The following is a 12,319-nucleotide window of genomic DNA, read 5'->3' as shown; positions in this document are numbered from 1 at the left end:
GATGTCACTGCAGGGTTCGTTGCTCGACCAGGTGGACGAGGTCGGCTTGCGCCCGCTGGCCGGGGCGATCCGGCGCGTGCCACTGAGTAGGGGCGCCTGGATCGACCTGCGACCGGGCTGGCTGACCGGCGCCGACGAGCTCTTCGGCCGCCTGTCGCTCGGCGGCAGCGCCGGTGTCGACTGGCGGGCCGAGCGGCGGCAGATGTACGACCGCGAGGTCGACACCCCTCGCCTGCTGCGCTTCTACCACGCGCACGAACAACTGCCGGATCCCGTGCTGGCACAAGCTCGTGCGGCGTTGACCGAGCACTACCGGGCCGAGCTCGGCGAGCCGTTCACCACCGCCGGCATGTGCCTCTACCGCGACGGCCACGACTCGGTCGCCTGGCACGGCGACCGCATCGGCCGCTCCAGCACCCAGGACACCATGGTCGCGATCGTCTCGGTGGGACAGCCGCGGGTCTTCGCGATGCGCCCGGTCGGCGGTGGTGGTGGTGCAATCCGCCATACCCTCGGGCACGGCGACCTCATCGTGATGGGCGGCTCGGCACAGCGGACGTGGGAGCACGCGATCCCCAAGAGCACCAAGGCGACCGGGCCACGGATCAGCATCCAGTTCCGCCCGTATGACGTCCGCTGAACCGGCCGGGCTCGGAGACTCAGAGATCCGCGCGGGTCTTGCCGAAGACGACCAGATCGACCCGTCCGGAGTGCACATAACCCGCCGAGCGGAGCACGCCCTCACGGCGGTAGCCGGCTGCCAGGGCCGACTTCTGGGATCCGAGGTTTCCGGTGGCGGCCCGGATCTCGACGCGCTCCATGCCTTGCTCGCGCAGCGCCCAGTCGCCCAGCAGCCGGGCGGCCCGACCGGCCACGCCGCGGCCTCGCTGGTCGGGTGAGACCCAGTAGCCGATCTCGGTGGTGCGGCCGCGCCAGTCGGTCTTCTTCAGGTCGACCATGCCGGCGAAGCGGCCGTCCACCTCGATGGCACGCACGATGCCCGCACCACTGCGCCACGCCGCACCGGCCAGCTCCGTGACGAAGCCCAGGGCGTGCGTCTCGTCATACGGGTTCGGCAGCGGCAGCCACTGCTGCGTCAGCGGATCGCGGCAGGCGCGGACGATCGCCGGCACGTCGTCGGGCGACGGCGCCCGGAGTGACATGTCACCCTCGCGCAGCGGGACGTCGGAGAAAGTCTGGGCGGGCACGGCGGACACCGCGCGAGTCTGGCACACGACCCTCTACAGTCCCTCCATGAACACCCCGACGATGAGCCGGCGACTGATCCTCGGCGGCGGCCTCGGCGTCGCCGGCGGCATAGTGCTCGGCGTGCCGGCCGCGGATGCGGCGACACTGACGGCAGTGCAGCTGACCGCGAAGCTCAAGGCATACCAAGCCGGCCGGGGCGGCACCTTCGCTGTGGCCGTGCACGACCGGCGCAACCGCAAAACCTTCACTTACCAGGGCAGTTGGCGCAACGAGACGTTGAGCATCGTCAAGGTGCTGATCATGGCGACGGTGCTGCGCCGCTGCCAGGAGCGCAAGGTCAATCTGACCAGAACCCAGGTCGCTCAGGCCGCCGCCATGATCACCCGCAGCGACAACACCGCGACCAACGCACTGCTGACCTGGGCTGGGGTGGCCAACGTGCGCCGGGTCGCCGGCCTCTACGGGTTGCGCAGCACCGTCATACAGGGCGGGACGACCGCCGGCGCGAGCAACTGGTGGGGCTACTCCACCACCACGGCGCAGGACCAGCTCGTGTTGATGACCGGTGTCGTCTGGGGCACCTCGGTCCTCACCGTCGCCAACCGTGAATACCTCAAACGCCTGATGGCACAGGTCGTGTCGACGCAACGCTGGGGCGTGTGCGCTCCCCCGCTGCCGACGACCAACAGCTGGCAGACCAAGAACGGCTGGGGTCCGCGCACCGGCGGCTACCGGCTCAACTCCGTGGGTCACATCGCGGGCAACGACCGCGACTACGCCGCGGTGATCCTCAGCCGGGCACCGCGCGGGTTCTCCTACGGGCGCGACACCGTCAACGGCGTGTCGAAGATCCTGTATGCCGCGCTGGCGCGTCCGCTGGCCTGAGCGATCGTTGCCGCCGCAGCCGTACGCGGGGAAATCCGGTGGTCCGATGTCGGCGGCCGGCCCTACTGTCGCGCGGTATGACGACACCGGACTTTCTCACCAGCATCGCCGACGAGTCGAGCCGGTTCCGCGCGGCACTGGCCGATGCGCCGGACCGCACGGTCCCCACGTGCCCCGACTGGTCCACCGATGACCTGCTGTGGCACCTGACCGAGGTGCAGTGGTTCTGGGGCACGATCGTGGCCCAGAACGTCGCGGACCCGGAACAACTCGAGCATCCCCACCGCCCGGCGGGTCGGGAGGCGCTACTGGCCGCGTTCGACGAGGCGAGCGGCGCGCTGCAGCAGACGTTGCGCGCAACACCGCCGCAGGACACCCGCTGGATGTGGGCCCCCGACCACGCGCTGCACACCGCGGGTTACATCCGCAGGCGGCAGGCCCATGAGGCGCTGATCCACCGGGTCGACGCGCAACTGACCGCCGCCGGCGATGTCACGCCGATCGACGGGGCCCTCGCAGCCGACGGCATCGACGAGATCGTCGAGGTGATGTACGGCCGGGAGCACCCGCTGGTGACCTTCCGGCCCACCGAGGGCCGCGTGCTCGAGCTGGCCGCCACCGACGTGGACCGGCGCTGGGTGCTGCAGCTGGGCCGCGAGACCGGCACGATGCCCGACACCGGGGAGCAGATCGACGACGCGAACTTCCGGCCGGCACCGGACGCGACCGCGGTGGCGACGATCTCGGGCGCCACCGCCGACCTCGACCTGTGGCTCTGGAACCGCCCGACCATGGGCGAACTCATCGGCACCGGCGACCGGCAGACCCTCGACGCGATCGCCGAGGTGCTCGCCGAAGGCATGCAATGAGCCCACGACAGGGCTAGCTGTCCTGCAACAGCCCTTCCAGCCGGGCCACCGCCGCAGCCGTGTCTGCGTCGACGCGCACCCGGTGGATGCCTCGACGCCTCGACACGAGCTGGTCCAGCCCGGCCCGGTAGTGCGCCCATTCCTCGGCAGCGGCGTCGACCTGCCACGGCTGCGCACCCGTCCGCGACTCGCCCTCGACGATCACCAGCACGAAGTCGAAGTCGGCTGCCACTTTCTCGAAGCGCCGCAATTGCGCCGGGTCGGCGACCAGCTGCGGCACGACGACGTCGTGGCCGCTGCGCAGATGTGCGGCGATCACCTCCAACGCCAGCGAGCGACCCAACTCCGCGGTCTCCTCCCACCGGCCGCCCAGCATCGTGCGCAGCACGTCGATGTCGAGGTTGAGGGTGCCGGGGCGGGTGGCGACATATGCGCGGGCCAGCGTGGACTTGCCCACCCCCGGCAGCCCGTTGAGCAGGATCAGCCGGGGCCGTGCCCCGCCGCCGAGGTTGGCCAGCAAGGCATCACCCGCGTCCGACAACTGGGTCCGCCGCTCCTCGATCTCCGGCACGGCGACCAGGTCGCAGCCGGACAGGAAGTCCAGCGCTCTCAGCTGGGACCTGATCTGGTGGAACCCGTTGAAGTAGGCGCCGGTCCGATGCGGCGCGGACTCGACGATCTCGGTGAACTCCTCGATCGGCCGGGGACCGTCCAGGGCACGGCTGAGGTCCTCACGCAGCCGCCCGTCGCCGAGCCAGGCGGTGAAGATCTCCATGTCGCGGAAGGCTTCGTGCGCCCCGTCGCCGCCGACCGGCAGCAGATCGTCGGCAGCGCCCGCAGCGAAGCCATCGAGCACCCGCTCATCGTCGGTCGTCTCGTCGGTCGTCTCGTCGTCGTGCAAACGGTAGGTCTCACCGGTCCGCGGATCCAAGTAGCCGGACGGATCGTGGCGGTCGTCGAGCAATCCGCCCAGCTCCACGAGGTCGATCTGGGTGAGCCGCAGCATGCGGCACACGTTACGGGGTGACGGCCTCCGCTGTCTGCGCGTCGCGCTCGGCCCGGTTGACCGCGGACAGGATGGCGGTGAGCGACGCCTTCACGATCGAGCTGTGCACGCCGACTCCCCAGATGACCCGGTCGCCGATCGCGCACTCCAGGTATGCCGCGGCGCTCGCGTCGCCACCGGTCGACAGGGTGTGCTCGGCGTAGTCCAGGACCCGCACGTCGACGTCGATGGTGGCGAGCGCGGCGATGAACGCGTCGATCGGGCCGTTGCCCTCGCCCTCGACGGTGATCTGCTCCGCCTGACCGCTCTGCTGGTCGGTCATGGTGGCGACAATGTGGTCGCGACCGTCCTCACCGCTCTGCAGCGTGTGCGTGATCGGCCGGAACCGGCCCCACGCCGACTCGCCCTCGCCGGTGCTCGGCAGGTATTCGTCCTGGAAGGTACGCCACAGCGCCTCGGCCGTGACCTCGCCGCCGAGGGTGTCGGTGTGTCGCTGGACGACCCCGCTGAACTCGATCTGCAGCCGGCGCGGCAGATCCAGCTGGTGCTCGGTCTTGAGCAGGTAGGCGACGCCACCCTTGCCGGACTGGCTGTTGACCCGGACGACCGCTTCGTAGGACCGCCCGACGTCGTGCGGGTCGATCGGCAGGTAGGGCACCCCCCAGACGAGGTCGTCGATGTCCTTGCCGGTCTCCTGCTGCTGGCGTGCCATGTCGGCGAAGCCCTTGTTGATGGCGTCCTGATGCGAGCCGGAGAACGCGGTGAACACCAGGTCACCGCCGTACGGGTGCCGCTCGTGCACCGGCAGCTGGTTGCAGTGCTCGACGGTGCGCCGGATCCGGTCGATGTCGGAGAAGTCGATCTGCGGGTCGATGCCTTGGCTGAAGAGGTTCAGGCCGAGCGTCACCAGGTCGACGTTGCCGGTGCGCTCGCCGTTGCCGAAGAGGCAGCCCTCGATCCGGTCCGCACCGGCTTGATAGCCGAGTTCCGCTGCGGCCACGCCGGTTCCGCGATCGTTGTGCGGATGCAGGCTGAGCATCACCGACTCGCGGCGGGCCAGGTGCGCCGACATCCACTCGATCGAGTCGGCATACACGTTCGGCGTCGCCATCTCGACCGTCGCCGGCAGGTTGACGATCATCTTGTGGTCCGGGGTCGGGTCGATGATCTCGATGACCTCGTTGCAGATCCGGGCGGCGAACTCCAGCTCGGTGCCGGTGTAGGACTCGGGCGAGTATTCGTAGTAGACGTCCGTGTCGGGGATCGTCTCCTCCAGCTTCTTGACCAGCCGAGCCGCCTGGGTGGCGATGTCGACGATGCCGTCCTGGTCCAGCCCGAACACCACGCGCCGCTGCAGCACGCTGGTGGAGTTGTAGAAGTGCACGATGGCCTGCTTGGCGCCGCGGATCGCGTCGAAGGTGCGCTCGATCAACTGGTCACGACACTGGGTGAGCACCTGGATGGTGACGTCGTCGGGGATGTGGCCGCCTTCGATCAGCTCCCGCACGAAGTCGTAATCGGTCTGGCTGGCACTGGGGAAGCCGACCTCGATCTCCTTGTACCCCATGGCGACCAACAGGTCGAACATGCGCTTCTTGCGCTCGGAGTTCATCGGGTCGATCAGTGCCTGGTTGCCGTCCCGCAGATCGACGGCACACCACCGCGGCGCCTTGCTGATGATCTTGCCCGGCCACTGCCGGTCCGGCAGGTCGACCTTGATCTGTTCGTGGAAGGGAACGTACTTGCCGATCGGCATCGCGGTCGGGTGCTGGGGGTGCTTCATGTCTCGCCTTTGCGGATGGGTGCTGGGCTTCGGCCCGGGCAGCAGGAACTCCGCGGCGAGGACGGCCGAATTTCAGGCCTCGCCGCGGCAACCAAGAAGAAGCACGTATGCCGCATGCACGCCCCGGATTTTACGGCACGTCCGGCAGGCGTGTCCACGAGACGGACGTCACGTCCGAGTCGTGGACGGTGCGACATGCGACATGCGACATGCGACATACATCGTCCGACCGATGTGGGGTCCACCCTGCGTCGGTCACACTGGTGGCATGCCACAGATCTGGGAGCAGGGGCGGCCCACCCGTCGTCAGCTGGTCTTCGACCTGGGCTGCGGCGTCGCCTTCGCGGTGCTGATCGGGTTGCTCTACTCGACCACCGGTGAGGCGATGGCGGTCGCAGTCGTGCTGACGCTGGCCGCAGCGCTGGCGGTCCGGCGGCTGAGCCTGCTCGCCATGGTCGTCCTCGGACTTGCTGCTGCCGCAGTGCAATTCGCACACCCCGACTGGTACGCCAAGCTGGCAGTCGCCGATCTGGCGTATGCCGCCTTGTTCTTCACGCTGGGCGCGCACCCGCGCCTCGGCGTGCGCCGCTTCGGTCTGGCGATGGCCTCGGTCGGCTGCGCGATCCTGCTGGTCTGGACCGCCACGCTCGCCGAGCACAGCCCCACGCTCAGGGACCGCATCTTCGTGTCCGTCGCGCTGACCGCGATGGCGGCGCTGGTGTGCTTCGGAGGCTGGATCGGCGGCTACCTGCGGTTGCAGCGCCGCCGTTCGATCCAGGCGGAGGTGGACGCCCAGCTCGACCTGATCGAGCGTCGCCGACTCGCCGAGAGCTACGAGCACGAGCTGCAGCGCAGCCGGGTCGCCGCCGACATGCACGACATCGTCGCCCATTCCTGGGCGGTCGTGGCCGCCCAGGCCGACGGCGCCCGTTACGCCCTGCACGCCGACCCGGACGCCACCGAGCAGGCCCTGGCGGTCATCGCCGAGACCGCCCGCTCGACCATCGCCGATCTGCGCACCATCCTGGCCGAACTGCGGGACGACGACGTCGAACGCTCCACCCCCGGCTACGAGCAGCACGACCGGCTGCTGCACCGGATGCGGTTGACCGGCATGCGGATCGAGGATCACCGCACCGGCGAGCCGCCCGGCTCCTCGCTCATCGCACTGACGGCCTACCGGTTGCTCAGCGAGGCACTCACCAACGCGCTCAAGCACGGCGATCTGCGGGTGCCGGTGCGAGTCGAGCAGGACTGGTCCGACGGTTACCGGTTGCGCGTCGTCAACGCGGTCGGCTCCCCCGGCGAAGGCACCGGACACGGCATCGTCGGCATGATGGAGCGCGCCGCCATCTCCGGGGGCCACCTGTCCTCGCACCAGGTGGGCGACCAGTGTCGGGTGGAGGCCGTCATACCCGATCCGCAACGCAGTGACTCCGGCCGGGACGGGCTACCGACCACGCACCCGACCATCCACCCCACCACCCACCCGACATCAGCCATGAAGGAGTCGGCCGGCACGTGACGAACTCACCGATCCGAGTCGCCATGATCGACGATCAGGCACTGTTCCGCAGCGGTCTCACCCTCGTCATCGACAGCCAACCCGACCTGCAGGTCGTCGGCGACGGAGCCGACGGCTCGGACGCCATCGACCTGGTGCGGCGCACCACTCCTGACGTGGTGCTGATGGACGTCCGGATGCCCGACGTCGACGGTGTCACGGCGACCCGCCGGGTGCGGGAGACGTTCGGCGACGAAGCCCCGAAAGTGTTGGTGCTGACCACTTTCGACCTGGATGCCGCCGTCGCGGACGCCATCGATGCCGGAGCCAGCGGCTTCCTGCTCAAGGATGCCGAGCCGGAGTTTCTCCTCGGCGCGATCCGCGCGGTCGCGGCCGGCAGTCAGGTCGTCGCGGCCAGTGCCACCAAGTCGTTGTTCGAGCGCTTCCGCAGCAGCCAGGCACGCACACCGGGGCAGGAGTACGACCAGCTCACCGCCCGCGAGCGCGAGATCATGCTCCGGGCGGCAGGAGGTATGTCGAACGCCGAGATCGCCTCTGCCGAATATCTTTCCGAGGCCACGGTCAAGACACACATGTCCCGCATCCTGGCCAAGTTGCAGTTGCGCGACCGCGTGCAGCTGGTCGTCTACTGCTACGAGCACGGCCTGCTGTAACTCTCGGCTCGACTCCTCGCGTCCTGGGCAGGACACGCTGCTCGCACGCTCGCTGCGCATCCTGCCCAAGCCGGTCGTCGTCTCGCGTATCAACCGGAGGTGTATCGACGTGGACGCGTCCTCAACCTTGCGGCGTAGCCGGATTCGCTCCTGCGCCGGATGTGCCGCGCCCGCTGTCCGGCGACGCTGGAGGCATGAGCACCCGACGCACCACACCGGACGGCACGCCCGTCGTCTCCTTCCAGCAGGTCAGCAAGAGCTACGGCATCGGCAGCAGCGCCGTACACGCGCTCGCCGCAGTCGACGCGGACATCCAGCGTGGTGAATTCACCGCGATCATGGGGCCGTCCGGCTCCGGCAAGTCGACCTTCATGAACGTCGCCGCCGGCCTCGACGACGCAACCGCGGGCGCGGTGTTCCTCGCCGGGCAGCCGCTGCACGCAATGGACGACACCGCCCGCACCCTGTTGCGCCGACGCGAGGTCGGCTTCGTCTTCCAGTCCTTCAATCTGGTGCCGACCCTCACCGTCGCCGAGAACATCGTGCTGCCCTTCCAACTGGCCGGGAGGCGGGTCACGCCGGAGGAGAAGCAGTGGATCGACCACCTGCTGCACGTCCTCGGCCTGACCGAGCGCACCACCCACAAACCGGCTGAACTGTCCGGCGGCCAACAACAGCGAGTCGCGATCGCCCGTGCCCTCGCCTCCCGGCCGGCGATCGTCTTCGCGGACGAGCCGACCGGCAACCTGGACGCCCGGTCCTCCCGTGAGGTGTTGCAGTTGATGCGCTCCGCTGCCACGGAATACGGCCAAACGATCGCCATGGTGAGCCACGACCCGATCGCTGCGTCGTATGCCGACCGGGTGCTGGTGCTGGCCGACGGCCGGATCGTCGCCGACCGAGGCCGGCTGGACCCGGAGCAGATCTCCCAGCTGCTGCTCGCCTCGGAAGCCGCTGGGCACGGCGCGTCCGGCGGGGTGCGGGCATGAAGCGCGACCTGGTCCTCGGCTCCTCCCGCGAGCTGGGCACCGTCGGCCTGGTGGCCGGACTGTCCGGTGCGTATGCCGGTGCGCTGCTGACCTGCAGCGGGCTCGTCGCCGCGATCAGCAAGGAGAACGGCGGTGCGGTCGCCGCGTTCCTGTCCGTGGTGTCCACCGTCTTCATCGGAATGGCCTTGTATGTCGCAGCCGTCGTCATCTCGGCCGGTGTCGCGACCGTCATCGCCGGGCGGCTGCAGGACATCGCCACCCTCCGTCTGCTCGGCGCCAGGAGCGCGGACCTACGGCGTTCCATCGCCCGGAGCACCGCTCGAATCTCTTGGTGGGGCAGCGTGATCGGAGTGATCGGCGCGACGCTCGCGACCGACGTCGTGCGCCTGATCCTGGTCAGCGGCGACCATCTGCCGAGCGACGCGGACTACCCGTGGTTCTCCCCTGGTGCCGTGCCGGCGGTGCTGGGGATCACCGCGACCGGGGCGATGGCCGGCTGGGTTGGTTCGCGCCGGGTGCTGGAGGTCTCCCCGGCGCAGGCGCTCGCGGGCACGGCAGGCGCACGGACGGTCACCCGTCGCGCAGGCGCATTGCGCGTCGGCTGCGCATCGGTCCTGCTGGCGGTCGGGATCGCCCTCTTCGGGCTGGCGATGGTGCTCGGCGAACGCGGGGCGACCTCGGGCTTCTTCGTGGCGTTCGTGGCTGCCTGTCTCACCTCGACCGGGCTGTTGGTGGGTGCGCGTTTCGTGCTGCCGGCGCTGGTCGCCGGGGTCGGTCGGCTGCTCGGTGTCGATGCCGCCGCCGTCATTGCACGGCGCAACGCCGTCGCGGACCCGGCGCGGACGACGCGCTCGACCCTCGGCCTCTTCATCGGGGTCACCTTGGTGACCACGATCGCGTCCGGCACGTCGGCCCTGCAGACCTCGGTCGACTCGTGGCACGGCATGACCGCTCACCAGCGGGAGACCGCGCACACCATGCTGTCGGTCGCGTCGACGGTGACCATCATGGTCGGCGTGGTCTCCTCGCTCATCGCGGCGATCGGTTTCGTGAGCACCATGTCGCTCACCGTGATCCAGCGACGGCGGGAGCTGGGGCTGCTGCGCGCACTCGGCTTCACGGGTGGACAGGTGCGCTCGATGATCACCAAGGAGTCGGTCGCGATGTCGGCCGCCGCCACCGCGGCCGGCATCGGTGTCGGCCTGTGCTACGGGTCGGCCAGTGCGCAAGCGCTCGTCGGGATGGAGACACCCGACTTCGTGTGGGGTATGCCGTGGCTGGTCCTCGTCGCCATCGTCCTGGCTGCCTTGGCGGTCATCCTGCTGGCGTCCCAGCCGCCCGCCCGGCGCGCGATCGCCACGTCGCCGGTCACCGCGCTGCGGGTGGACACCTGATCCACCTGCCGCGTCCCGCCCGATTGTCAGCGCACGGGTCCACCATGAGAGGTATGAGTTCGTGTCAGATCGTCCCGCCGCACCTGCTCCGCCGGCTCGCCGAGGCGGGTGATCCGGACGTCGCCCGTGCCGCGCGACATACGCTCGAGGCGAGCCTGCTGCAGGTCGGCCGGCGTGCCGTGCGCAGCGCCCAGGCGACCTCGGAGGGCGGCAAGGGCGCAGCCGGGTTGATCCCGCCGCAGCTGCGGGAGCGTGCCGAGCGTTCCGGCGACTACGAGCTGCCCGCTGAGGCGGTGCGTCCGCGGACCGGTGCACCGGCCGGGTTGCAGCCGCAGCGGACGATCTACGATGCCGGGCACACCACGGATCTGCCCGGCACCGAGCGTCGTGGCGAAGGCGATCCGGCCACCTCCGACGAGTCGGTCAACGAGGCGTACGACGGTCTGGGCGACACCTTCGCGCTCTACGCCGACATCTACGACCGCAATTCCCTGGACGGCAAGGGCCTGCCGCTGCTCGCCTCGGTCCACTACGACCGCAACTACGACAACGCCTACTGGGACGGCGAGCAGATGGTGTTCGGAGACGGTGACGGCGTCTACTTCCGGTCGTTCACCGACTCCGTCGACGTGATCGGCCACGAGCTGACGCACGGCGTGACGCAATACACCGCGGGACTGACCTACGTCGGTCAGTCCGGCGCCCTCAACGAGTCGATCTCCGACTGCTTCGGTTCGATGGTCAAGCAGCGTGTCGGCGGTGAGACCGCGGCGGACGCCGACTGGCTGATCGGCGCCGGTCTGTTCACCGCGAAGGTGCAGGGTGTGGCGCTGCGGTCGATGAAGGCCCCCGGCACCGCCTACGACGATCCCCATCTCGGCAAGGACCCACAGCCGGCGACGATGGACGGCTATCAGGATCTGCCGCACGACCAGGCGCACGACAACGGCGGTGTGCACATCAACTCCGGCATCCCCAACCACGCGTTCTACCTGGCCGCGGTCGCCATCGGCGGCACCAGCTGGGATGGCGCCGGCCGCGTCTGGTACGACGTGCTGACCACCGGCAATCTGCCCAAGGATGTCGACTTCGCCGGCTTCGCCGAGGCGACGATCAAGTCGGCGGGCGCACTCTTCGGCGCCGGTGGCAGCCAGGAGCAGGCGATCCAGCAGGCCTGGATCGACGTCAAGGTGTTGGGCAGCTGATCAGCGCTTGATGTCCGGGAGCCGACGTATGGCGAAGTAGCGCTCGTCGATCTCCTCGATGCCGAAATGCCCGATCGGCACCTCACCCAGGACGAGTTCCTCGTCCAGACCGAAGGCGTGGATCGTCGACACCACCTCACGCACCTGCTCACCGTCGCGCAGCACCCGGAACGTGTTGGTGATCTCGACGCGTCCGTCGCGCACCGGCTGCGACTCGAACCAGCGCTGATATTCCATCCGTCCCATCGCACCGGACTGCACCAGGGTGCGTGCGACCGGCTCCTCGGGGACGCCACCGTAGGACCGGCTTAGCAGGATCGGTGCGCCGGGAGCCATCACCTGCGCCATACGTCGCCAGAACGCCTCGCGTGCCCGACCACCGAGGAAGTAGATGACATTGAACAGCAGCGCGCCGCCGCACTGGCCGGGCAGCCAGGCATCCAGGATGGATTCCGGCAGGACGGTCGTGCGGGCCCGGATGTCGTCGCGCTCGGCGATCCGCAGCATCTGCAGCGAGCGGGTCAGCGGCTCGGGCTCGACCGAGACGATCTCGGCGTCCGGGAAGCGTTCGGCGAGGGTGACCGTGGTCAGCCCGCTGCCGGAGCCGATGTCGATCAGCGGTAGCTGCGGCAGGAATCCGGCTGCGTCCCAAGGGATCCCGTGCACGTAGTCACGCTCCGGATCCACCGGCAGGCGCAACACCTCCCCGAACTCCGCCCAGACCAGACTCTCTCGATCGCGCGCCATGGGCACCCATCCTGCTGCATCCGGATCGCACCCCATGGGTCGGGCCGGCCGCGT

The 12,319-nt window shown here is 69.4% G+C and carries 12 protein-coding genes; 8 read left to right on the top strand and 4 right to left on the bottom strand.

What is annotated here, in order from left to right; all coding sequences use genetic code 11:
* Position 1: 1 nt before the first annotated feature.
* Entirely contained in the window at positions 2–640 is a 639-nt protein-coding gene (locus ACTHL4_RS09665) for an alpha-ketoglutarate-dependent dioxygenase AlkB (protein WP_440282576.1), read from the top strand.
* Between the two features lie 19 nt (positions 641–659).
* Here the strand turns inward: ACTHL4_RS09665 and ACTHL4_RS09660 are convergent, their stop codons facing one another.
* Positions 660–1,217 (bottom strand): GNAT family N-acetyltransferase, encoded by a 558-nt coding sequence (locus tag ACTHL4_RS09660; RefSeq protein ID WP_440282544.1) that lies wholly within the window; start codon positions 1,215–1,217, stop codon positions 660–662.
* A gap of 37 nt (positions 1,218–1,254) precedes the next feature.
* Between ACTHL4_RS09660 and ACTHL4_RS09655 the strand changes: the two genes are divergently transcribed.
* Entirely contained in the window at positions 1,255–2,094 is an 840-nt protein-coding gene (locus ACTHL4_RS09655) for a serine hydrolase (protein WP_440282543.1), read from the top strand.
* 77 nt (positions 2,095–2,171) lie between these two features.
* Positions 2,172–2,963, top strand: coding sequence for a maleylpyruvate isomerase N-terminal domain-containing protein (locus tag ACTHL4_RS09650; protein WP_440282542.1), 792 nt, complete (start codon positions 2,172–2,174; stop codon positions 2,961–2,963).
* Between the two features lie 13 nt (positions 2,964–2,976).
* Here the strand turns inward: ACTHL4_RS09650 and ACTHL4_RS09645 are convergent, their stop codons facing one another.
* Both ACTHL4_RS09645 and leuA read right to left on the bottom strand, forming a co-directional pair.
* Entirely contained in the window at positions 2,977–3,969 is a 993-nt protein-coding gene (locus tag ACTHL4_RS09645; protein WP_440282541.1) for an AAA family ATPase, read from the bottom strand.
* Between the two features lie 10 nt (positions 3,970–3,979).
* A complete protein-coding gene (gene leuA / locus ACTHL4_RS09640) occupies positions 3,980–5,752 on the bottom strand; it encodes a 2-isopropylmalate synthase (protein WP_440282540.1) in 1,773 nt (590 codons plus the stop codon).
* A gap of 268 nt (positions 5,753–6,020) precedes the next feature.
* On the opposite strand from leuA, the gene ACTHL4_RS09635 reads away from it, so the two are divergent.
* The 5 genes from ACTHL4_RS09635 to ACTHL4_RS09615 all read left to right on the top strand — a co-directional run bounded on the left by ACTHL4_RS09635 (position 6,021) and on the right by ACTHL4_RS09615 (position 11,518).
* A complete protein-coding gene (locus ACTHL4_RS09635; RefSeq protein WP_440282539.1) occupies positions 6,021–7,277 on the top strand; it encodes a histidine kinase in 1,257 nt (418 codons plus the stop codon).
* Between the two features lie 23 nt (positions 7,278–7,300).
* A complete protein-coding gene (locus tag ACTHL4_RS09630; protein ID WP_440282575.1) occupies positions 7,301–7,930 on the top strand; it encodes a response regulator in 630 nt (209 codons plus the stop codon).
* A 194-nt stretch (positions 7,931–8,124) separates the two neighbouring features.
* Positions 8,125–8,919 (top strand): ABC transporter ATP-binding protein, encoded by a 795-nt coding sequence (locus ACTHL4_RS09625; protein WP_440282538.1) that lies wholly within the window; start codon positions 8,125–8,127, stop codon positions 8,917–8,919.
* The gene (locus tag ACTHL4_RS09620; protein WP_440282537.1) at positions 8,916–10,313 is read left to right on the top strand and encodes an FtsX-like permease family protein; all 1,398 of its coding nucleotides are present in this window, start codon (positions 8,916–8,918) and stop codon (positions 10,311–10,313) included. Before ACTHL4_RS09625 ends, ACTHL4_RS09620 begins: the two co-directional genes overlap by 4 nt.
* Before the next feature lie 53 nt (positions 10,314–10,366).
* Positions 10,367–11,518 (top strand): M4 family metallopeptidase, encoded by a 1,152-nt coding sequence (locus ACTHL4_RS09615; protein ID WP_440282536.1) that lies wholly within the window; start codon positions 10,367–10,369, stop codon positions 11,516–11,518.
* Here ACTHL4_RS09615 and ACTHL4_RS09610 read toward each other — a convergent pair whose 3' ends face one another.
* Positions 11,519–12,265, bottom strand: a complete 747-nt coding sequence (locus ACTHL4_RS09610) for a class I SAM-dependent methyltransferase (protein WP_440282535.1) — start codon at positions 12,263–12,265, stop codon at positions 11,519–11,521.
* Positions 12,266–12,319 lie beyond the last annotated feature (54 nt).

Origin of the sequence: Flexivirga sp., from assembly GCF_051955415.1 — a bacterium.
GTDB lineage: Bacteria > Actinomycetota > Actinomycetes > Actinomycetales > Dermatophilaceae > Flexivirga.
This window is presented reverse-complemented; position numbering and strand designations above follow the sequence as displayed.